21 protein-coding genes and 1 pseudogene are annotated in these 23276 nt (G+C 43.9%); 16 read left to right on the top strand and 6 right to left on the bottom strand.

Features of this window, described 5'->3' with window-relative positions:
• Positions 1–23 precede the first annotated feature (23 nt).
• Positions 24–452 carry a VOC family protein gene (locus NSQ66_RS19650; RefSeq protein ID WP_036685812.1) on the bottom strand — a complete coding sequence of 143 codons (429 nt, stop codon included), beginning with the start codon at positions 450–452 and terminating at the stop codon, positions 24–26.
• A 455-nt stretch (positions 453–907) separates the two neighbouring features.
• Here NSQ66_RS19650 and NSQ66_RS19645 point away from each other — a divergent pair, with 455 nt between their 5' ends.
• Positions 908–3556, top strand: a complete 2649-nt coding sequence (locus NSQ66_RS19645) for a glycoside hydrolase family 6 protein (RefSeq protein WP_249267782.1) — start codon at positions 908–910, stop codon at positions 3554–3556.
• Between the two features lie 128 nt (positions 3557–3684).
• Here NSQ66_RS19645 and NSQ66_RS19640 read toward each other — a convergent pair whose 3' ends face one another.
• The 3 genes from NSQ66_RS19640 to NSQ66_RS19630 all read right to left on the bottom strand — a co-directional run bounded on the left by NSQ66_RS19640 (position 3685) and on the right by NSQ66_RS19630 (position 5742).
• Positions 3685–4539, bottom strand: coding sequence for an IS3 family transposase (locus NSQ66_RS19640; RefSeq protein ID WP_081388102.1), 855 nt, complete (start codon positions 4537–4539; stop codon positions 3685–3687).
• Positions 4540–4559: 20 nt separating this feature from the next.
• Complete coding sequence (locus NSQ66_RS19635) at positions 4560–5249, bottom strand: helix-turn-helix domain-containing protein (RefSeq protein WP_036683516.1); 690 nt, start codon at positions 5247–5249, stop codon at positions 4560–4562.
• A 97-nt stretch (positions 5250–5346) separates the two neighbouring features.
• A complete protein-coding gene (locus NSQ66_RS19630) occupies positions 5347–5742 on the bottom strand; it encodes a DUF2871 domain-containing protein (RefSeq protein ID WP_036689034.1) in 396 nt (131 codons plus the stop codon).
• A gap of 185 nt (positions 5743–5927) precedes the next feature.
• Between NSQ66_RS19630 and NSQ66_RS19625 the strand changes: the two genes are divergently transcribed.
• From NSQ66_RS19625 to NSQ66_RS19565, 13 genes are all read left to right on the top strand, one after another.
• The gene (locus NSQ66_RS19625) at positions 5928–6482 is read left to right on the top strand and encodes a GNAT family protein (RefSeq protein WP_038572346.1); all 555 of its coding nucleotides are present in this window, start codon (positions 5928–5930) and stop codon (positions 6480–6482) included.
• Positions 6483–6607: 125 nt separating this feature from the next.
• Positions 6608–7291: an MgtC/SapB family protein gene (locus NSQ66_RS19620; RefSeq protein ID WP_244886359.1), complete on the top strand. Its 684-nt coding sequence runs from the start codon at positions 6608–6610 to the stop codon at positions 7289–7291.
• Positions 7292–7758: 467 nt separating this feature from the next.
• Positions 7759–8916, top strand: a complete 1158-nt coding sequence (locus tag NSQ66_RS19615; RefSeq protein ID WP_076100136.1) for an ROK family transcriptional regulator — start codon at positions 7759–7761, stop codon at positions 8914–8916.
• Between the two features lie 28 nt (positions 8917–8944).
• On the top strand, positions 8945–9949 hold the full coding sequence (locus NSQ66_RS19610; protein WP_076141090.1) for an asparaginase: 1005 nt from the start codon (positions 8945–8947) through the stop codon (positions 9947–9949).
• 89 nt (positions 9950–10038) lie between these two features.
• Complete coding sequence (locus NSQ66_RS19605) at positions 10039–11643, top strand: glutathione ABC transporter substrate-binding protein (RefSeq protein ID WP_076141089.1); 1605 nt, start codon at positions 10039–10041, stop codon at positions 11641–11643.
• Between the two features lie 112 nt (positions 11644–11755).
• Positions 11756–12679 carry an ABC transporter permease subunit gene (locus NSQ66_RS19600; protein ID WP_036689023.1) on the top strand — a complete coding sequence of 308 codons (924 nt, stop codon included), beginning with the start codon at positions 11756–11758 and terminating at the stop codon, positions 12677–12679.
• Between the two features lie 66 nt (positions 12680–12745).
• Positions 12746–13657 carry an ABC transporter permease subunit gene (locus NSQ66_RS19595; RefSeq protein ID WP_038572342.1) on the top strand — a complete coding sequence of 304 codons (912 nt, stop codon included), beginning with the start codon at positions 12746–12748 and terminating at the stop codon, positions 13655–13657.
• Between the two features lie 13 nt (positions 13658–13670).
• Positions 13671–14672 (top strand): ABC transporter ATP-binding protein, encoded by a 1002-nt coding sequence (locus NSQ66_RS19590; protein ID WP_038572340.1) that lies wholly within the window; start codon positions 13671–13673, stop codon positions 14670–14672.
• A complete protein-coding gene (locus NSQ66_RS19585; protein WP_094903192.1) occupies positions 14669–15661 on the top strand; it encodes a dipeptide ABC transporter ATP-binding protein in 993 nt (330 codons plus the stop codon). The genes NSQ66_RS19590 and NSQ66_RS19585 overlap by 4 nt, the downstream gene beginning before the upstream one ends.
• A gap of 41 nt (positions 15662–15702) precedes the next feature.
• Entirely contained in the window at positions 15703–17142 is a 1440-nt protein-coding gene (locus NSQ66_RS19580) for a leucyl aminopeptidase family protein (protein WP_038572336.1), read from the top strand.
• 24 nt (positions 17143–17166) lie between these two features.
• Positions 17167–17859 carry a copper homeostasis protein CutC gene (locus NSQ66_RS19575; RefSeq protein WP_038572334.1) on the top strand — a complete coding sequence of 231 codons (693 nt, stop codon included), beginning with the start codon at positions 17167–17169 and terminating at the stop codon, positions 17857–17859.
• 28 nt (positions 17860–17887) lie between these two features.
• On the top strand, positions 17888–18838 hold the full coding sequence (locus NSQ66_RS19570; RefSeq protein WP_036689009.1) for an ROK family protein: 951 nt from the start codon (positions 17888–17890) through the stop codon (positions 18836–18838).
• A gap of 48 nt (positions 18839–18886) precedes the next feature.
• A complete protein-coding gene (locus tag NSQ66_RS19565) occupies positions 18887–20164 on the top strand; it encodes an alpha-L-fucosidase (RefSeq protein WP_036689007.1) in 1278 nt (425 codons plus the stop codon).
• 401 nt (positions 20165–20565) lie between these two features.
• Here the strand turns inward: NSQ66_RS19565 and NSQ66_RS19560 are convergent, their stop codons facing one another.
• Positions 20566–21561 carry a hypothetical protein gene (locus tag NSQ66_RS19560; RefSeq protein ID WP_038572325.1) on the bottom strand — a complete coding sequence of 332 codons (996 nt, stop codon included), beginning with the start codon at positions 21559–21561 and terminating at the stop codon, positions 20566–20568.
• Positions 21548–21895 (bottom strand): PadR family transcriptional regulator, encoded by a 348-nt coding sequence (locus tag NSQ66_RS19555; RefSeq protein ID WP_036689003.1) that lies wholly within the window; start codon positions 21893–21895, stop codon positions 21548–21550. The genes NSQ66_RS19560 and NSQ66_RS19555 overlap by 14 nt, the downstream gene beginning before the upstream one ends.
• A 281-nt stretch (positions 21896–22176) precedes the next feature.
• Here NSQ66_RS19555 and NSQ66_RS19550 point away from each other — a divergent pair.
• Together NSQ66_RS19550 and NSQ66_RS19545 are read left to right on the top strand one after the other, a co-directional pair.
• Positions 22177–22497, top strand: a pseudogene (locus NSQ66_RS19550) (phosphotransferase); the annotation flags it as partial.
• An 82-nt stretch (positions 22498–22579) separates the two neighbouring features.
• Positions 22580–23275 carry a response regulator transcription factor gene (locus NSQ66_RS19545; RefSeq protein ID WP_076105240.1) on the top strand — a complete coding sequence of 232 codons (696 nt, stop codon included), beginning with the start codon at positions 22580–22582 and terminating at the stop codon, positions 23273–23275.
• Position 23276 lies beyond the last annotated feature (1 nt).

Raw genomic sequence — 23276 nt, 5'->3', positions numbered from 1 at the left:
TTACTCCATACTCGTTGTTTTTTTTACATATTCATTCGTCCATCATCATAATTGAATTGCCAATCGATGCCGAATTTATCTTTTAGACTACCATAACAAGAGCTCCAGAAGGTTTCTTGCAGTTCCATAACTACTTTACCGCCCTCTTGAAGTTTATTGAAATATTTCTTTATGTTATCTAAATCCTTACTAACTACGGAAAGACTAATATTGTTTCCTTCGATAAAAGGCATGCCTGGAAAAACATCAGAAAACATTACATTACTGCCTTCGATATTCAAGCGGGTGTGCATAACCAAATCTTTAGCTTCCTCAGGAAGAGTGAAATTGGGATCGGGTGGTGTTTCACCAAAGGTCATGATTTGTGGACGTTCAGTGCCAAACACCTCTGCGTAAAACTCTGCTGCGTCACGACAATTCCCGTTGAAATTAAGATAAACATCGATAGACATTTTTTTCACTCCTTAAAGGTTTGTTAGCGGCACATCAAAAGTTCTTAAAATTCAAAATACCTTATCACATCCACATTGTATCATTTACCAGTTTATAAACAAATATACTTTTAGTCTCATTATTAAACTTTTATTTCATCTACTATCTTCTAATTAAAAATAGGATATGGTAGTATTCAAGAAAAGGGATAATTTTCTATAAATTAAATAAAATTATATTTATGTTAAATAGTTGGGGTGGATTTGGGCTCGTGTTTGATCTTTACCACTGAGAGGAGGTGATGGTGAGTGCGGGTAAGGCATAGAGGAGGTGACAATTCTTTAAAGGAGTGAATACTGCAATTGTAGCATCGCGTGGCTATTAATAAATTATTTACGAATTTATTTAATTGTCGAAAGGAGAATAATAAATGACAAAAGCACTAAGGAAGCAAATGTTGTTATTGCTTACGATCATGGCTTTAGTTATCACCGGATATGCTCCTTCTACCACGTATGCCAGTGAGGCACATGTTGACAATCCGTTTGTAGGAGCTACAGCATATGTAAATCCTGATTATGCCGCACTGATTGATACCTCTATTGCTCAGGTTACCGATAGTACTTTAGTTTCCAAGATGGAGACCATTAAAAAATATCCGACAGCCGTATGGCTGGATCGAATTGCTGCAATTTATGGCGGAGAGGACAATGGAGGTAGAAAAAGTCTGGAACAGACTTTAGATGCCGTACTCGCGCAAAAGCAACCCAATACGCCGATTACAGCCACGTTCGTAATTTATGACATGCCTGGGCGGGATTGCCACGCTCTTGCCTCCAATGGCGAGCTGCCACTGACAGCTGCGGGTCTTACAACCTATAAGTCAGATTATGTTGACGTAATCGCCAGTATTTTTGCAAAGCCCAAATATAGTGACATTCGTATAGTGACTATCGTAGAGCCGGACTCGCTTCCGAATCTAGTCACCAATCTCAGCACACCACAGTGTGCTCAAGCTAACTCCACGAATATTTACCGTGATGCTACGCGTTACACTTTAAATGCTCTCCATGCCATTCCGAATGTATATACTTACATGGATATTGGCCACTCCGGCTGGCTCGGATGGGATACTAACCGTGGCCCCGCTATCGACCTCTTTACTTCGGTTGTGTCAGGCACTACAGCTGGACTTGCTAGTGTCGATGGATTTATTACGAATACAGCCAATACCACTCCACTAGTAGAACCTAATCTTCCAGATCCGAATCTTACGATAGGCAGCCAGCAGCTTCGCTCCGCAAGTTATTATGAATGGAATCCGTATTTTGATGAAGCCGATTTCACAGCAGCTTTGTATTCAGGTTTTGTAGCAAAAGGTTGGCCTTCCACGATCGGCTTCCTTATTGATACCTCCCGTAACGGGTGGGGTGGACCTAATCGCCCGACTAGTGCAAGCGGAACAACCGTTAACGCTTATGCAGATTCCGGTCGGATTGATAAACGTCTCCATCGCGGCAATTGGTGTAATGCCAGCGGCGCTGGAATTGGAGAAGTTCCACAAGCAGCCCCTGCAGGTTATGCAGCCTCACATTTGGACGCATTTGTCTGGGTGAAACCTCCGGGAGAATCTGATGGTTCCAGCAGTGCCATTCCAAATAATGAAGGCAAGGGCTTTGACAGAATGTGTGATCCGACTTATACCAGCTCAAGCGGCACACTGACCGGTGCATTACCTAATGCGCCTGTATCAGGTCACTGGTTCCATGATCAATTTGTTCAGCTGGTACAGAATGCTTACCCTGTAATTCCTCTAAGTAACGGAGGGGGCACTGTAGTTCCAGCGGCACCCACTAACTTGGTAGCGACAGGGGAAGATGCAAAGGTAAGCCTGAGCTGGAGCGCATCCAGTGGTGCGACTAGTTACACGGTAAAACGAGCGACCACAAGCGGAGGGCCGTATACCACAGTAGCGACAGGATTAACAGCTACGAGCTACTCCAACACCGCCTTAACGAACGGAACAACTTATTACTATGTTGTAAGCGCAACCAATAGTGTGGGAGAGAGTGTGGATTCTACACAAGCGAGTGCGACTCCAGCAGCAGTGGCGACTGTTCCCGCGGCACCAACCAATTTGGTAGCGACAGCAGGTGAGGCGAAAGTAAGCCTGAGCTGGAGCGCATCCAGTGGAGCGACTAGTTACACTGTGAAAAGTGCAACCACAAGCGGAGGACCGTACACTACTGTAGCGACAGGGCTAACGGCAACGAGCTACACCAACACGGGCCTAACGAACGGAACAACCTATTACTATGTTGTAAGCGCAAACAATAGTGTAGGAGAGAGTGTGAATTCGGGACAAGCAAGTGCGATCCCAGCAGCGGTGGCAACTGTTCCAGTGGCACCAACTAACTTGGTAGCGACAGCAGGAGATGCGAAAGTGAGCCTGAGCTGGAGCGCATCCAGTGGTGCGACGAGTTACACTGTGAAAAGTGCAACCACAAGCGGAGGACCGTACACCACTGTAGCAACAGGGCTAACGGCAACGAGCTACATCAACACGGGCTTAACGAACGGAACAACCTATTACTATGTTGTAAGCGCAACCAATAGTGCGGGAGAGAGTGTGAATTCGGCACAAGCGAGTGCTGTTCCACAAGTTCCGGCAGCAACTAGTCTGACGTTGCAGTATCGGGCGGGAGATACTAATGCGACAGACAATCAGATCAAACCTTATTTTAATATTAAAAATAACGGCACAGCCGCAGTGAACTTAAGCGATCTTAAAATCCGTTATTATTTCACTAAAGATAGTAATCAGACGTTAAACAGCGCAATTGACTGGGCACAAGTTGGCAACAATAATATTCAAGTCGCCTTTGCAGACTACACAGGCACGAATGCAGACACTTACGTTGAACTTTCGTTTACTTCTGCAGCTGGTTCCATTCCAGCTGGAGGCCAGTCCGGAGATATTCAGCTCAGAATATATAAATCCGATTGGACTAATTTTAACGAAGCCAATGACTACTCCTTTGATGCTACTAAAACTGCTTATACTAACTGGGATAAAGTGACACTTTATCAAAGTGATGCTCTCGTATGGGGGATTGCTCCGTAACGGAAAGCAGGGGATATTTAAAAGAGCCGCTGGAGTGTGAAGTGCTCCCTGTCAAGTGGACAGTGTAAAAAACAAAAATAGTTAGTTTAGATACCTCAGTTCGTATTGCCAGAACTGAGGTATCTTCGTTATGCAGCTCGTCGGTATTCGCTAGGTGACAAGCCATCCAAACACTCTGTGTAGCGGTAATTATTGTAGTAGTGAATATATTTGCTAACCTCTGTAAGGACATCATCATAGGTGTCATACTTTGTAAGATAATAGCTTTCTGACTTGTATGTACCCCAAAAACGCTCAATAGGTTGGTTGTCCAAACACCGACTCACACGAGACATGCTTTTCTTAAATCCGTATTTTATATGAAGTCGGTTGTACTCATGAGACGTGTACTGGAAGCCTCTGTCGCTTTGTAAAAGAGGGGATACGCCAGGATTCTTTGCGTAAGCCCTCTTCAACGTATCCATCACGAGTTTATTGTTGTTAGAATGGCTTAATACCCATGAGACAATGGAATTATCATAGACATCAATAATAGCGCTCAAATAGGCTTTGCGCCCATTCCCGTACTTCAGTTCAGTCACATCTGTACACCATTTTGAATTAGGAGAATTGGCATCAAAGTTACGGTTCATTACATTTTCAGCTACATGGATCTCCGTAGCTTTCACATAACTTGCTCGTTTTCTGCGAATGACCGCTTTAAGCCCAAGAGCACACATGATTCGGTAATAACGCTTTTTGTTGTACTTCTTTTTGAGCTTTCGGTTTAATTGCGTGCGCATTTGACGATAGCCAAGAATCCCTTTTCGCTTGTCATATCGTAGCTTTACTTCTTTCGCTAACGCACGAGTTTCAAGTTCTATGCAAGAGGGTTTCCATTTTAACCACTTGTAATAGGCAGATCGAGCAACCCCAGCTAACGCACACAACTTCGTAATTGCGTGACCTTTTTCTTTGTTCAGTTCTTGAATCGCTTGATACAAGTTTACTTGTCGAACGAGGGTTAGCGTGTATTTCGTCGCTTGATCTCCGCCAACTTTTTTGCGAAGTCATTCTCCATCTCTAGGTATTCATTTCGCGCTTCTAGCTCTTTAATCCGTAGTTTAAGGCGGTCATGCTCATCTAGTTCTTCTACAGGCTTTTTGCGACCGCGATTGTCCTGAAGAGCCTCCTCGCGGCCAACTTGATATTTCCGGACCCATGCGTAAACTTGCTGATAAGATACTCCGTACTTTTCAATCGCTTTCTGATAATCCAATCCATTAGCGATGGTATATTGTGCAATTTCAATGCGTTCTTCGAAAGTTGTTTTACGTCCTTGGTTCATATGAGATAGTCCTTTTCCTGTATGTGTAGGTTTCAATTCTATCTCATTAGTATACTTGGTAATCCATTTTGTCAAAACACTTCTGCTTGAAATATAATGCTTGTTTGTCACCTCTTCAACGGAGCAACGACCAGACAACACTTCGTTAACAGCAGCAAGCTTCAATTCCTTTGGGTATGATTTCCATGTTCTCGATTCCCTCAACCCGTCCAAACCATCTGCTTTATATTTCCTAATCCATTCTCTAACTGTGTGTGAACTAAGACCTAGCTGCTTTGCCTCATAGTTTGGATTTGACTTGTGCTCAAGGCACAGCCCTACGACATGTAATTTTACTTTTAAAGATGTTGGACTTCTATTAGACATTAGAAAAACTCCCATCATTGTAGCAGTAGAAGTTTTTGTTTTTTCTACTGTCTACTATGATGGGAGCTTATCAGTGATCCTGGCGGCTCTTTCTGTATTATTTAATTCGTTTACCGAGTAGCACAAGCAGCCAGATGATTCCAGCCCCAACAATGGCGTGACCAAGCCCCGCAATATGGGGCAGGAAGCTAATATCACTGCCGTTAATTTGCAGCATTCCACGTGTAGCCATTGCACCAATCGTGATTAGAAGACCAATGTTATAGACAATGTACCATGCACCAAAAGATTTAGCCTCATGGATATTAAATAACTTATCTAAGATCATAGCAATAATAAAGAAAAAGAATCCTAAGATTAGAATGTGGGTGTGAAGCGCAACTAATATAGTATCTCCTGTGAAATCATTCATTTTAGTAATTTCGCGATAGGCCACTCCGGCTATCAAACCAAGAATTGCATAGAAAAAAGACGTGTAATACAATTTTTTCATAAGAATATCTCCTTTGTAGTTATCGTTATGATTGAAGTGTATCAAGCAATTAAGAACGCAATATGAACAAATGATTACAAGGTGAAAAAAATCACTAGTTTATAAATACATTATATCCTAAAGGAAGTTTCACTTTCCACGACGAACTGTACTACTAGAGAAATGAGAGGAGACTTAAGGAAAATATGAATGATAACATTGAAGTATTTCCGGTGCTCGAAACTGACCGCTTTATTTTGAGAAGAATTACACTGGATGATGCTAAAGAAATATATGATTATTTTTCAAAAGATGAAGTGACCCAGTATTATGATCTGGATAGCTTCACCGATATACAGCAAGCGATCAACCTTATCGAAAGATGGGATGAACGTTTCAAAGGCAAACAAAGCATTCGCTGGGGAATAGCCAGGCGTGAGGATAATATAATGATTGGTTCATGCGGATATCATAACTGGGCGCACAGAAATTTCAAAGCAGAGATTGGGTATGAATTATCTCCACTTTATTGGTGGCAGGGTGTGATGACGGAAGTTCTGACAGCTATTATTGCGTATGGCTTTGAGCATATGAAGCTCCATCGAATTGAGGCGTTTTATGATCCGGCTAATATTGCCTCCAAGAAGTCGCTTTTGAAAGCGGGCTTTAAGTATGAGGGGTTGTTACGCGAATCTTTTTTTGAAAAAGGTAGATTTGTAGATGCGGAGATTTGCTCTTTGTTAGCTTCCGATACGAACTAAGAAGTGTAAAATTAATAAAAGCAAGTTAACCATAATGCGAGAGGACGTATTATGGTTTTTTGTTTGTGATACAATAAATAGATTATCGAATTTATCCTACATGGTACTAATCCAACATACATATCATGATGAAAGAAGGTGAAGGTATGGAGTTTGAGTATTTGCTTCGTGTAATTGGCGCGGGAATTTGTGGCGTATTAGTTGGATATGAACGCAAAAGCCGGATGAAAGAAGCTGGAGTTAGAACACATTTTGTTGTAGCCTTAGGTGCTGCACTCATGATGGTCATCTCCAAATATGGGTTTCAGGACCAAGCGGATTGGCCTAATCTTTCTCTTGATCCCGCTCGGATAGCTGCTCAGGTAGTAAGCGGAGTAGGTTTTTTGGGAGCAGGGATGATTTTTATGCAAAGACACACAGTCAAAGGGCTCACTACTGCTGCAGGGATTTGGGCAACAGCCGGAGTGGGCATGGCTATAGGGTCTGGTCTTTATATTCTTGGCGTAGGAGCAACGATAATCATTTTACTTGGGCAAAAGATCTTACACAGTCGTAACAGCTGGCTGGCCGCACCAAAAACCCAACAGCTCGTTATAAGTCTAGCTAACACAGAAGGCGCTATGGGCCGAATTCAAGAGTTACTTAAAGAACACAAAATTGCTGTTCTAAGTTTTCATGCTGAAAATAACAGTGTAGAATCCGAATTAAACGTAGAAATCGTTGTAAGATTGCCTGAATCATTTAATCCAGTGCAATTGTTATCGATGATCCAAGAGGACGCAGCCGTTAAGACCGTTGAGTTTCAATGATTTTTTAGCACCCTCGATGTAACTAACTCACTTCGCATCAAAGGTTACCTCCCTTTAGAGCGCTTCCTTTTGATGCGAGTGTTACCTTCCATTTTACAATCGATTCACACACCTCACATTAATCCAAACAAAATACTTCTTTCAGTCTTTCTATCCCAATTAATAGGTTCAAGATTCAAATTAAATGCTAATTCATGGGTATGTGTGTTATGTCTGTGTTATATATTTAACGGTTTTTGTGTCGGTTATCTTTCGTTAACCGCTTACATTTATTTTTAAATAAAAAATATGTCATTTATATTGACACATAAACCATGACCCTTTATTATTAATCCCATCACTGGAGAAACTAAATTAAAATTTAAATCAAACAATACATTATCAGCGCTTTATTTGCAAATATTTTCTTGTTTTTGTGGTTTGTTAATCCAATTAATGCACTGGAGAAAATAATTAGGAGAATGCCCGTGAAAAAGCACGATCAGGATTTCATGAAGCGACAAAATCGTTTAACGGTTTTCGAAATTATAAAAAATCAACAACCGATTTCTCGCGCTTCTATTGCTAAACAGACTGGTATGAGTCCTACGACTGTAAGTCGAATCGTCGGAGAGTTGACGGAGGAAGGATATTTACTCGACTCTGAGCAAGTATCATCAGGATTAGGTCGGAAATCAACGTTAATAGGTATGATTGACACTTCTGTATTATCGGTTGGCGTTGAACTGGATCGCAGTCTTATGTCTATTGGAATTGTGGACTTACAAGGACAGCTTATCTGCAGTAGTCAATTTCCCCGTACACCAGACGAAAGTCCAGATCGAACGCTGGAACGAATTAAGGATGCCATCGATCAATTGTTCCAGCAGCATGTGATTGACAGAACACGTATCGTGGGTATTGGCGTTGGACTTCCCGGCATTGTGAATAACGAAGAAGGAATTGTTGTCTTCTCTGTTCAGCTAGGATGGAAAAATGTGCCGTTAGCCAAACGCTTGAAGGAACTGACAGGTTTTGAAATCGCTGTGGACAATGAGCTGAAAGTAAGGGCTCTTGCTGAACATCTTAAAGGAGCCGCAGTCGGCTCCCGCCGTACAGCATTATTGGGTTTCGGTCAAGGCGTGGGTTCTGCGATGATTCTTGAGGGAGAGATTTATCGAGGGGTGATGAACAGTGCGGGTGAAATTGGGCATACGACAGTGGATCCTAACGGAATGATGTGTGAGTGCGGCAAAGCGGGCTGTTTACAGACCTATATAAATATCAGTTCTTTATTATCTGAAGCTAATCGGATTCGCCCGATCCGTACGATTGAGGAGTTATTCGCAGCAAAACATGCAGGAGAACAATGGGCGATTCACTTGATCGACCGTGCACTCATGTATATGGCCATCACCATTAATAATGTCGTATGCATGTATAACCCCGACAGCGTGATTTTAAGTGGAGAACTCGTGGACAAATTCCCGGATATATACGAAGAAGTTGAGCAGCTGTACCTCTCGCGCTTTACATGGGAGCCGCTTCGTGGTTCCTTTACGATTCATCGTTCGTTGCTGAATGAGAAGGGTGTAATTATCGGATCGGGACTTTTATCACAGAATCGATTTTTTGCCTTAGATTAAATTAACTACTGCTGGGGAGGTTGTACAGATGGGATTTACAACATTGGTAGAAGAATATCGTGCTGGCCTGCTGGAGAATGTGCATTATGGTGCAGTTAGTGTAGTCGATGAGAAGGGCAACATTTTGTACAAAGCAGGCGATCCGGAGCATATGACTTATCTTCGCTCTGCTGCTAAGCCATTCCAAGCTTTGCCGGTAATGAAACGCCGGATCGATGAAGTATATGGTTTGACAAGTAAAGAAGCCTCGCTGTTTACCGCTTCACACCGGGGAGAAGCCTTCCATATTGAAGCGCTTGAAGCTCTTTTTCAGAAAATGGGATTAAAAGAAGAGTCACTTCATTGCTGCTCTACATACCCGCTGAATGAAGAAGCCAAAGCAGAACGTCACCGGGCAAATGAGCCAACTCGTAAAATCTTTCATAACTGCTCAGGCAAACATGCAGGTTTAATGGGCCTTAGCAAATATATGGGTTGGGATATAGACACTTATTACGATCCTAACCATCCTGTACAACAGGAGATTCTTGAGATGATGGCTTATATCGCTGAAGTTCCCAAAGCGTCCATCCCGCAAGGTATTGATGGCTGTGGACTTCCTATCTTCGCACTTCCGCTTCATAAAATCGCTTATTCCTATCTAAAGCTAGCGTGTCCCGATTTGATTGAGGATACGGATATACGTAACGCAGCCGCTGTCATTGCAAAACTTATGAACGATAACCCGGTTATGATTGCTGACACGAAATTTGTATGCTCAGAGCTCCTGAAGGATGACAATCTGACGGCTAAAGGTGGAGCAAAAGGGGTATACGGTATCGGACTCCGTAAGGAACGAATGGGTATATCACTGAAAGTATCCGACGGATCAGAACAAGTCTGGCCATGTATTATCGCATCGATTCTAGAACGTATTGGTTACAGCAATCAAGACACAATTGATCGCCTATATGCACTCGTGCCTAACACGATTGTTAATGATGGCGGTACTGTAGTCGGCGAACGCCGTGCTGTATTTCAATGGGAGATCTAGAGCATAAGGTCAAGAATAATCTTCAAGTTTGGTGATTAATCGGACTAGAAGCTTTTCTAATACATCGTTTGAATAGGGGAGTGTAAAAAATGAAAGCAAAAGGAAAAGTATGGTCAATGTTCATGCTGCTGCTTATTACAGTAGTAGTGACTGCAGGGTGCGGCAACAAAGCGAGCAACGAGGGACAAAACGGCAATACTGCTGGTGGAACTGAAACTAGCACCCCAACTACAAAGAATGATAAAGACATTGTAATTGCCATCAATTCTAACTTTATTACGCTGGACCCTCATAACGCAAGCGATACGCATTCAATCAGCGCTGCCAGAACGATGTACGAAGGTCTGATGGGTTTTGACGAGAATATGAACGTGGTTCCTGTTCTTGCCGCAAGCCATTCCATAAGTGAAGACGGGTTGGTCTACACGTTCACGCTGCAAGAGAATGTTAAATTCCAAGACGGTACTGACTTTAATGCTGAAGCGGTTAAAGTAAACATCGCCCGTATTCAAGATGAGAAGAACAATCTGAGACTGCGCAAAAGCTTCGCAAAGGTAGCGAAAGTGGAGACTCCTGATGCTAAAACCGTGGTTATTACACTCAGTGAGCCGTACAACGCATTTTTAAATAAAGTAGCTATGGCACCTATTATTAGTCCGAAAGCTTTAGAAGAAAATGGCACCGATATTTCGAAAAATCCTGTAGGGACGGGACCCTTTAAGTTCAAAGAATGGGTGCAAGGCGACCGCTTGGTTGTCGTTAAGAACCCTGATTACTGGCAAGCGGGCTTGCCAAAAGTGGATAGTGTGACCTTTAGACCTGTGCCAGAGAATGGATCACGGATAGCCATGCTAAAAACCGGCGAGGCAGATTTTATTTATCCAATGCCAACGGAGCAAGTATCTGAGGTTGAAGGTCTTGAAGGAATTACTGTAGATACCATCGATTCGACAATTGTCCGTTATGTAACGTTAAATACGATGAAAAAACCTTTTGATGATGTGAAGGTACGTCAAGCCATTAACTATGCTATCAATAAAGAAGCTTATATCAAAGTTGTGAAATCGGGTCTTGGTGCTAAGCTTGATTCCACGATGTCTTCCAAAACACAATACTATTCCCCGCAAACAGGTTATGACTATGACATTGAAAAAGCTAAACAATTGCTTGCTGAAGCAGGATATCCTGATGGATTCGAAACCGAAATTTGGGGTGAAAATGAATCCGAAACTATGAAGGGTATGCAATTTATTCAGCAACAGCTAGCACTTGTAGGGATTAAGGTAGACGTGAAATCCATGGAAGGCGGCACATTGTCCGACCAAATTAACTCTGCTAAGACACCAGAAGAAGCAAAAATTCAAATGTGGTATGTCAGCTGGTCTCCGTCTTCAGGTGATGCAGATGGTGCAACCAGAGGGTTGTTCAGTAGTGAAATGTTCCCGCCTGCTGGCTCAAATACAGCCTATTACAAAAATGAAAATGTAGACAAATGGATCGCTGAGGCGAATAAATCTGTTGATCCAGAAGCGGCTAAATCCATCTATGGCAATATTCAAAAAACAATTTGGGAAGATGCTCCATGGGCATTCATGGGCGTCGACCAAATCATCTCAGGCAAAAGATCGTATCTGGAAGGAGTTAAGGTCTTCCCGGATGGTTCCATTAATGTCCTGAATGCAGAAGTGAAATAATGCTAAACAAACGTTAGGTTTAATATCCCAAGAAATGAACGAGGCCGCTTCTGTAGTATGGTGGGAAGCGGCCTCACTAAATCATTTGTCGATACTGAAGGGGGCTTATGAGTTGGGTAGATATGCTTTACAAAGACTCCTCGGGGTTATTCCGCTGTTGTTCATTGTATCGGTGCTTGTCTTTTTGTTTATTCACTTAATCCCAGGCGATCCAGCCCGACTTATTGCCGGTAAAGATGCCACACTTGAAGAGATTCGTGGAATTCAGGAGCAGCTGGGTCTCAATCTGCCTTTGTGGAAGCAATACATAAACTACATGGGTGATCTGCTAAGTGGGAATCTGGGCAATTCGATCCGTTCAGGGATCCCGGTTACCGACATGCTAGAAAGCAGAGTAATGCCAACGTTGTGGCTGACTTTTCTCAGTATGGCCTGGGCTCTAATTATTGGTCTTCTAATTGGCGTGGTTTCAGCCGTTTATCGCAATCGGTGGCCAGATCATTTAGGGACGTTGACAGCTATTTCAGGGATGTCTATTCCTGGATTTTGGTTAGGCTTGGTACTCATTCAAATTTTCTCGGTAGAGCTTGGTTGGTTTCCAACAGGTGGTGTTGATTCCTGGAAGTCCTATATTCTTCCTTCCATTACACTTGGGATGGGAATTATGTCTATGTTGGCCCGTTATTCTAGGTCATCTATGCTGGAGACCCTTCGGGAGGATTATATCCGTACAGGACGTGCAAAAGGCTTACGCGAGTATGTTGTTATCGGCAGGCATGCGCTGCGCAACTCTTTGATTCAGGTGGTTACCGTAGCTGGACTTCAGTTTGGGTTCCTGCTCGGCGGCTCTGTAATGGTTGAGACGGTATTCAGTATTCCGGGTCTTGGTAGGCTGCTAGTAGACTCCATTTTGTTCCGGGATTATACAGTCATTCAAGCCTTACTGCTTCTGTTTGCTACACAATTTATTCTTATCAATCTATTAGTAGATTTATTGTATGGCGTACTTAATCCGAAAATAAGGTTTTCTCAGTAGCTAATGCGACTAAGAAGCAGAATTTCAATAGATTTATAGGGTGAATTTAGGATCAGGAGGGATATCATGAGTGACAATTCGGCGGTGATGGGAGCAAAATCTCCATTACCCGGAGAGGTACTGGCCCCGGAGAAAACAAAAGGCCGTATGGGTGTTTTTTTACGTAAGTTCAGTAAACAAAAGATGCCCCTTGTGGCCGCATTTTTTATTATATTGCTATTCCTAATTGCAATTTTCGGGCCATTTCTGACCCCGTATAATCCTGATGAACCAAACTACGATGCCCTTATGGCGGGTCCTTCTGCTGCACATTGGGCCGGGACAGACGAATATGGCCGTGATATTCTAAGCCGTTTGATTGATGGTACTCGCTTAACCTTAGCTGTCAGTCTCAGTTCCGTCTTAATCGCAGGCGTACTTGGAACCATCCTAGGTCTGTTAAGTGGATATTATGGCGGTTGGCTAGATCGGATTATTATGCGTGGCAGTGATGTACTATTTTCATTTCCTGACTTGCTGCTTGCCATTGGGATCGTCGCCATCCTCGGTCCGGGTCTATCCAATGTTGTTATCGCAGTTGCAGTCTTTGGTACTCCATCGTTCGCCCGAATTATTCGGAGCGTAACGCTGTCTGCGAAAGAAACATTGTTTGTGGAAGCTGCTCGTTCCATGGGAGCGAAGCATCGCCGGATTATTTGGCGTCATATTTTTCCTGAGACCGTGCCCAGCATTATCGTTAATCTATCCATGAAGATTGGCGGAGCGATCTTGGCCGCTGCATCACTAAGCTTTCTCGGGATGGGTGCAAAAACAACGGAGCCTGATTGGGGCGCAATGTTAAGTATGGGACGTGATTATTTAAGTATTGCTCCACATATCGTTTATTTTCCGGGGATAGCCATCTTTTTAACTGTACTTGCATTTAACCTGGTCGGGGACGGACTGCGTGATGCTCTTGATCCCAAAATGAAAAACTAAGGAGGGACAAGACATGACTCAACATTTGCTGGATGTACAAGGGCTGAAAACGGAGTTCAAACGCGGCGATGGAAGTATTACTGCGGTTGCGGGGGTAGACTTTGCTATTAAAAAAGGTGAAGTGCTAGGCCTGGTTGGTGAATCTGGTTGTGGCAAAAGTGTAACCTCATTATCGATCATGCGGTTGCTTAAAGATACGCCGGGTAGAATTTCTGAAGGTTCTGTGCGTTTTGAAGGAAAGGATTTGACGAAGATTTCTGAGAAGGAGATGCGCCAAATCCGGGGAAATGATCTGGCAATGATTTTTCAGGAGCCGATGACCTCTCTTAATCCAGTGCTGCGGATTGGGCTGCAATTAACAGAGCCGATTAGACTGCATTTGGGTTATGGACGCAAGAAGGCTCGTGAGCATGCGATTCATATGTTGCGGCTTGTAGGTATCCCTCGCGCAGAGGAATTAATCGATGAATATCCGCATCAACTATCCGGCGGAATGAGACAGCGGGTCATGATTGCAATGGCCATGTCTTGTCATCCTAAGCTGTTGATTGCCGATGAACCCACGACCGCACTCGATGTAACGATTCAAGCGCAAATTCTTGATCTGATGAAGCAGTTGAAAGATGAACAGGATATGGGAATGCTGCTCATTACCCATGATCTTGGAGTAGTTGCCGAATTATGTGACCGGGTTGTTGTTATGTATGCAGGTCGTGTGGTGGAGGAAGCCTCTGTTCAGGAGCTGTTTGCCAGACCGCAGCATCCGTATACCAAGGGATTGATTCAATCGGTACCTAAGCTGCGCCAGAATGTACATCGCTTGGAGTCTATAAAAGGGAATGTGCCAGACCTTTCACAAATGCCTGCCGGCTGTAAGTTTGCGCCTCGCTGCGACTTTGCCATGGAGCGTTGTCTGTCGCACGAACCTGAGCTACTTCCGATTGAGGGACTAGAGCGCAAAAGCCGTTGTTGGCTTACACAGCAGGAGGACACGGAAGGAGCGGGATGTTTATGAAAGAGACTCCACTAATTGAAGTTAAGGGTTTGAAGAAGTTGTTTTCTGTGAAGAAGGGCTTCTTCGGAACGACTAAATATTTGCACGCCGTTGATGGGATTTCATTCGCCATTCGTAAAGGAGAAACGTTCAGCCTTGTAGGTGAAAGTGGCTGTGGGAAATCGACTACGGGCAGACTAGTGACTCGCTTACTGGAACCCAATCATGGAGAAGTGTGGTTTAAGGGGCAAAATATTAGTCATATCTCAGATAACCAAATGCGGCCTCTGCGCAAAGATATGCAGATGGTGTTTCAAGACCCTTACGCTTCACTTAATCCACGCATGAAGGTGAAGGATCTTGTCGCCGAACCCCTGCTTATTCATACAAAGCTGTCCTCCAAAGAGCGGGATAAGCTAGCTTGCGAACTGCTGGAGACCGTTGGATTGAACAGTTTGCACGCTGAGCGATTTGCGTTTGAGTTCAGCGGTGGACAGCGGCAACGGATTGGGATTGCCCGGGCTTTGTCAGTGCGCCCTAGTCTAATCGTGGCGGATGAACCCGTGTCAGCACTGGATGTATCGATTCAGTCCCAAGTGTTGAATCTGTTACAGGACTTGCAGGAGGAATATGGCCTGACCTATTTATTCATCTCTCATGATCTTAGTGTGGTCGAGCATATTAGTGATCGAATTGGGGTCATGTATCTGGGTTCCCTTGTGGAGACGGCTGATAAGGATACATTGTATGACCGTCCCTTGCATCCTTACACCCAAGCGCTGCTATCTTCAGTTCCCGTGCCCGATCCAAGCTTGAAGAAGGAACGCATTATTCTAAAAGGTGACCTTCCAAGTCCCGTTGATCCGCCGACGGGCTGTCGCTTTCATACAAGATGCCCTTCCTGTATGGAGATCTGTAAGCAACATGTGCCTGTATTCCGGGAAGTTGAACCAGGTCATGAGCTCGCTTGTCATCTGTTTGATGAAGAAATGTTGAAACTAGAACGATAATTTTAAATGTGAGTACACTTTACGGAAAAGAAGGGACAGCTATGAATATCTTGTTCGATTCTGCTAATGTGGCGGATATGCTTATCTACTTAGCCTATGAAGAGGAGCCTTTTCCTCTTCGACTGGGAGAAGCTCACAAACAGAGTGGCAGTGTGACATGGTTATATGCTCGTTCTGAGGAAGAGTCCGATGTGTTAGCTGTTGGAATGGGAAAACGCAAGGCTCTTACGCTTGAGAAAATTCGTCGAGCAGCGGGATCTGCCGCCCGCTTAGCTCTAAGAGAAGGGCTGAATTTCGCTTCATTTGTTCGTAGGACAGCAGAAAGTGATATTTCCGCTGCGGATGAGCTGCAAGCATGGATTGAAGGCTGGCTTCTCGGATTATATCGTTTCCAAACCTATCGTGGCGTTACTAAAATAGACAATTCAGTTGATTTGCTGCTCCAGACAGCCGATTGGCCTGAGCTGACTAAGCTTGAACTGGAAGTTGTACTAAGTACTGGCCGCATACGCGCTGAAGGAGCAGTGGTTGCTCGCGATCTGGTGAATGAGGTGCCCGGGACTCTAAATCCGGATCGGTTCGCAGAATGGATGGTCGAATATTTCGAGCGTGATAACGCAGCAGTGAAAGTTCATGTTTACCGGGGGCAGGAGCTGGTTGACCTACAGATGAATGGGTTGCTGGCGGTTGGAGCAGGCAGTAAACACTCCCCAGCCCTCGTTGAAATTCGCTATGAGAGTAACCCTGAATTGCCAATGCTGGCATTGGTGGGTAAAGGTGTTACCTTCGATTTAGGTGGGATGAATGTTAAGACCGCAAGTGATATCAGCGATGCACGTATGGATATGGGTGGTGCAGCAGCTGTTATTGGGGCGCTGGATATTTTAGTACGGAATCAAGCTCATGTAAATGTGACCGTATTGATCCCAGTTGTTGATAACGTACCAGATGCTGAAGCGATGCTGCCATCGTCTGTTATACGCTATCCTAATGGGCTGACGGTTCAGGTTGCAAATACGGATGGCGAGGGGCGGCTTATTATCGCGGATGCGCTTATTCATGCAGCAAATATCGGGGCAACTAAGGTCATCGATATTGCAACACTTACTGGAAATGTTGGCGCAGCGCTAGGATTAGGTATCGCCGGCATATGGGGTGATGGAGAGATGACGCAGAACCTCGTCGAAATCGGTGAGCGCAATGGTGAGCGACTGTGGCCCATGCCGCTTATGGATGAATATGAAGTCGATCTTCGAAGCAATTACGCTGATCTACGTAATGTTAGTACTTCACCTTTTGCAGGTGCGATTACAGCAGCGCTTTTTATACGGCGTTTTGTAGCGGAATCGCTGAGCTGGGTTCATATTGATATGGCTGGGACGGTTCAGTACAAGCAGGATGTGGGGTATTCAGAAGCTGGAGCAACGGGCTATGGTGCTCGACTGCTCGCTGATTATGTCATGAAACAGGCACAACAATAACAACCGGAAGAGTGGGGGAAAGTTATGAGATTGGAAGTCATCGCTACCTGTATGGACGATGCTCTTACAGCCGAAGCGAACGGGGCTGACCGCCTGGAGCTCATTACTGCGATTACGGAAGGCGGTCTAACACCAGGGATAGGATTGGTGCAACAAGTTGCTAAATCGGTTAGCATTCCTGCGTTTGTTATGGTTCGCCCGCACAGCCGTTCTTTTTGCTATTCAAAGTATGACATTTTGACCATGGCAGCAGAGATAAAGCAAATTGCAGCCAGCGGAGCGGCGGGGATTGTGATTGGTGCGTTAACACCGGAAGGGACTATCGACGAGCGAGCGCTTGAAACATTATTGCCGTTGACCGATGGATTGCAAGTAACCTTCCACCGTGCTTTTGATGAGTTGAAGGATCAAATAGAAGGTTATCGAACGCTTTGTAAGTATCCGCAAATTACGCGTGTACTCACTTCTGCTGGGCCAGGTCCGGCACCAGAAGCTATTCCTGCTATGCGGAAGCTAGTCGAGGAATCAAGAGGTAAAACGGTAAGTATACTGGCTGGAAGCGGTTTGAAGCCGGAAGGTATTACTTCATTTATACATCAGACTGGAGTAACAGAAGTGCATTTTGGGTCGGCTGTTCGTTATGATAAAGACGCTTTGTCGCCAATCGATCCAGCAGCCTTACGGGCGTTAGCAGAGAGTATTCATTCTAACGGCTAATAATAGATAGTGAAAAGGTGAATGGGTTATGCAGAAGGTTGAGAGCTACGTAGTTGGAATCGATTTAGGAGGCACAAAAATTGCCGCAGCATTGTTCGATTCAAAGGGGACCGTGTTGAAACGGGAACTGATGGAAACGGCTGGGGCACGTACCGCTAAAGAAGTGGTGCAGCGAATGATCGATATGATCCGCTCCGTATCCGAAGGACGACCACTCACTGGAGTGGGGCTGGCTTCTCCCGGAGCTGTAAATAGCCAGGACGGGATCGTTATTCACGGCACCAATCTTCCGGAATGGGATAATGTTCCGCTGAAGCACTGGATGGAGTCGGAGCTAGGCGTTGAAGTAAAGGTAGTGAATGATGCGAACGCTGCGGCTTGGGGTGAGTATGTCCGAGGAGCTGGCAAAGGTGCAGACAACATGGTTTATGTTACCTTTAGCACAGGGATTGGAGCAGGTATCGTCATTGACGGCAAGCTGCTTCTTGGCAAAAATTCATTTGCTGGTGAACTAGGTCATAATATTATTGACCCGAACGGAACGGAATGTAGCTGTGGAAGATTCGGCTGCTGGGAAGTTTTCGCTTCGGGCACAGCGATTCGGGATATGGCGCTGCGAAGTATGGAGAGCAGACCGTCGATGATTACGGAACTGGCTAATATAAATGGAGAAAAAATTACTTCGCGGCACGTATTTGAAGCCATGGCACTTAACGATGCCGTGGCCGTCGAGGTTATTGACCGCAGTATTCATTATATGGCACTAGGTCTAGCCAATGCAGTTCATACGTTCAATCCTGATCGGATCGTGATCGGTGGAGGCGTGAGTAAGGCTGGAGATTTGTTATTCCCTGCACTGGTGGAGAAGACGGAGCAATTTGTCATGGATCCATATAAGGGTACTTTTACAATTGAACCTGCCGCTCTCAAAGACGATGTAGGTTTAATTGGAGCCGCAGCATTATTTCATACCGCTTAGGTGGAGTGAAAGATTGATTATAGCTTTCATTAACGAGGAGTTGGAGAGATGGGTGCAAGAGAAGAAAGAACGAAATGGTTCTTACAGGATAGGTTCGGGATGTTTATCCATTGGGGATTATATTCAATTCCTGCTAGAGGGGAATGGATACGCGGTAACGAGCGGATGAGTAGAGAGCATTACATGACGTATTTCGATGAATTTGACGCCTCTCGATATGATCCGAAGAAATGGGCAAGTGCAGCAAAAGCTGCGGGTCAGAAATACGCTGTTCTTACGACCAAACATCATGACGGGTTCTGTCTGTTCGATAGTAAGCTGACTGATTTCAAAGCCACTAATACGCCCGCTGGGCGTGATCTAGTGCGGGAATATGTAGACGCTTTCCGGGCTGAAGGGATTGCAGTAGGTCTATATTACTCTATCATAGACTGGCACCATGAGGATTATCCCGGATATGGAGATAAGGCACATCCTGATCGGGATAACGAAGCGGCTAAAGATAAGCCGATTGATTTCGATAGATACTTGGAGTATATGCATGGGCAAGTAAAGGAACTGCTCACCAATTACGGTAAAATCGACATTATGTGGTTTGACTTCTCCTACGATAATATGACAGGGGAGAAGTGGAAGGCGACGGAGCTTATCCGGATGATTCGTTCCATACAACCTGATATTATTATCGACAATCGATTAGGTGGCAATATTCGTGCGGCAGAACCTGAGGAATATGCTGGAGATTTCTTCTCCCCCGAGCAGATCATTCCACCTGGCGGCATTGTTGACGTAAACGGCCAATCCATCCCTTGGGAAGCCTGCATTACCCTTAATGACAACTGGGGTTATCATTCCGAGGATAAGAATTATAAATCAACCAAGCAAGTCATCCGTACGATGGTCGAATGTATCAGTAAGAATGGTAACCTGCTCCTCAATGTTGGACCAGATGCTAAAGGTGAAATGACACGGGAATCACTGGTTATCCTTGACGAAGTTGGGGAGTGGATGCGCCTTAATGGAGACAGTATTTATGGATGCGGGAAGTCTTTGTTACCTAAGCCAGAGTGGGGACGTTATACGCAAAAGGGCAATAAGTTATATGCGCACGTTTACGACCGTGGAATTGGCCCGATCTATTTCCAAGGCTTGAAAGGGAAGATTAAAAAGGCCAGATTACTACGTGATGGTACCGAGCTAAAGGTGGAGGCGCCGTGGATGGCTGAGGAATATTCGGATGTTGACGGTGGAGCGTTTATTACATTAAAAGGCGCGATGTTACCTGATGAGATGGATACGGTTATCGAGCTTGAACTATTTAATTAAATCAGAAGGAGTTGTCCTAGCAGCCATTCATGGCTTATGGGACAACTCCTTTTTTTCGTATTCTTCGCTAACATTTGCACATACGAAACACCTATCGGACACAGATGACACTAAACCCAGAAATATCGCACGTTTGGGATGCCAACGGACCGCATAGCCGCTATTGCCTTGAAACACCCCCGATATGGAGCTGATTCTAGGGAATAACGTCATTGGAGTCCGAAGCCCTGTTCTAAAGGCAGAAAATGTGCAAATTACGTCATCTGGGTCCGTAACTCTTAGAGGGTGACAAAACTGTTGAAGCTGTTGAATTTGTTGAAGCATTTGAAGCAGGCATTCAACGAGTCAGAAAACAAAGCGGCAATTCTCCAAATAACAGGAGAATCACCGCTCTGCGAATACTAGAGGCGAGCCTTGCGGAAGCCTTCATATATATTGAGGACCGCAACTAAAATCAAGACTGCTATACCTCCACCTACTAGCCCCGTTTCAAATTGGTTAGCTGTAGTAGTTAATAAATTAGACATGTAGTTAATGAATTCTTGGTTAAATACATTCGGATTTATAAGGATAACAGCGAATACAATAAGTACAATGAGCTCGAGGACCGTATTACATAATGCTAATTCTCTAGTCCATTGTCTCTTGATTAATTTATATATAGTTAATGCGACTTCTAATCCGATCACAATAAGAATAATAGGCCAATAATCAAGTAACACATGCTGATTAAAAGCTGGGGCTACGAAGTTAAGTGCGCCTTCACCGCCTCTATAGACTCTGATCAGGTGTTCAGCATTAAAATAAACAGTAGCCCAAATGGCAGTCCACAGTAAACTTCCGAACACTTCGAAGCTTGTAATTGCTTTTTTCTTATGGACAAGCGCGATATCCTTCAAATCATCAGGAGTCCATTTCCTTAATTTTGTAGTAAGCGGATGCCCTTCCTTTCCTTTATCCGCCCGTTCGATAATAGCGAACACAACAGTTATCCAAAAAAAGACTTGGATTCCTACTTCAAGGAAGGTTCCAATTCCTGTACTTATAACTGCAGTAACAATATCCGCAACTGTTTTATCGCCGCTGTAGCCAATCAAGTAATCAGCAACCAGAGCGATTAAAGAAACAACTACAGCGATTGGTATAATCATTTTTAATAACGTAACATATAAATCGAAATAGCGTGGGCCGATGAGATACATGGGCTGATCGCGGTACTCACTAGCTAAAATAGCTGGATTGCCCAATTTTTCAAGGACGGCCTTTACCTCTTTTTCGTCATAATCATCCGGTAACATATCCTCGATGGTTGATCGTAATTCTAATGCGATGTCTTCCCGATTTTGTTCCGGTAACCTCCGAGTAACTTCATGAATGTAAATCTCAATTAGCTTCATGGTCATCCTCCCCTTGTAATAGGCCGTAGAGTTCTTTCGAATTCTTAAGCCATTCTTCCTTTAGCTGTAAAAAAATCTCTACGCCATAGTCACTTAGAACATAATACTTACGGGGTCTGCTCTCGGATGTGTCCCAGCTGCTCGTCACTAATTCCTGTTTCTCTAATCGGCGAAGTAACGGATATAAGGTGCTTTGATCGATGATGATGCTGGATTCCTCCAACAATTGAACGAGCGAATATCCATACTGGGGTGTTCGTAATTGACTTAAAACGGCTAGCGTTAACGTACCTCTTCTAAGCTCTGTGATTAAAGAATTTAATAAAGTACTCATTCACCCACCTCATTATTTAAAATATAAGGATTTATAATCTCTTATAAATTGTTCTTATATTTTTGGTTTAAACGCTTGTTGTCCTTGAGAGGACGTCGAAGCCGCTTATACTTACTATGTGTCATACAGTATTCGATCTATACTATGCATCATACACTATTGTTGTTCCAACATCAATTGAATAAAATAATCTTCTAAGAAATAAATAAGAAAATTTTTCTATTTTGTGAAGCGGTTTGATTAAAAGGAGGTTGTGAAATGACCTCTTCAGTTTGGGGTGGAAGATCGATAAGTACATCACGAAATATCAAACATTCGGCATTGTTCTAAAGGGAGCAGAGCAGGTCATTGAGTTTGTGGAGGCGAATCGTTACTTATTGGAGGGGCGGCCGCAGACTTTTCAACACGGCGACTATCATGTAGGGAATATGATCATTACGAAGTCGAGGGAACTTGGAATTATTGATCTTAATAGATTTGATTATGGTGATCCTTGGGAGGAATTTAATCGCATTTCTTGGTGTGCACTAACGAGTCCAGAGTTCGCATCGGGCCGAATCCATGGGTATTTTAATCATGATGTTCCAGATGTATTCTTTAGGTTTTATATACCGAAGTGGTATTTGGCAAGGTATACTGAGTGAAAAGACTCAGCTATTTGAGATTAGTTAGGGGAATTGAGCGATGAATATACTGATTGCTGAAGATGAAACTGATATAAGAAAACTAGTGAAAATACATTTAGAAGATCGATCCTATCGAGTATTCGAAGCCAAGGATGGCATTGAGGCTTTAGAGGTTGTTAATCAACATGAAATAAATCTTGCCATTCTGGATATTGTAATGCCCAAGCTTGATGGGCTTAATCTGTTGCGACAGATAAGAGAGAAAAGCCATATTCCGGTTATCTTGTTAACTGCCCGCGGTGAAGAAATTGATAAGATAGTGGGCTTAGGTCTTGGAGCGGACGATTATATGGTGAAGCCATTTAGTGCTTCAGAGCTTGTGGCTAGGGTTGAGGCGCAGCTGAGACGAAGAAATGTATACGATCTTAGCCAATCGATAACTGAAGAAACAATCCAACATAGAGAATTGAAGCTGAATTTAAAGGAATGTATGTTGTACATAAATGAAAGTCCGGTTCTTTTAAATGCCAAGGAATATAAGGTGTTACAATGTCTGATGCAGAGTCCTAATCAAATTTTTACGCCCAAAAAGTTATATGCAGCAGCGTGGGAAGAAGATTTCTATAGTGATAATAATACGATTATGGTTACCATCAGCCGTCTAAGGAATAAGATCGAACGGGACCCACACCATCCCGAATATATCGTTACAGTGCGTGGACTAGGTTACAAATTCTACAACCCAGGTAAATAAG

Origin of the sequence: Paenibacillus sp. FSL H3-0329, assembly GCF_037963285.1 — a bacterium.
In the GTDB taxonomy this organism is placed as follows: domain Bacteria; phylum Bacillota; class Bacilli; order Paenibacillales; family Paenibacillaceae; genus Paenibacillus_AQ; species Paenibacillus_AQ odorifer.
Note: the sequence above shows the minus strand (reverse complement) of the source record. Positions and strands in the feature narration are given on the sequence as shown.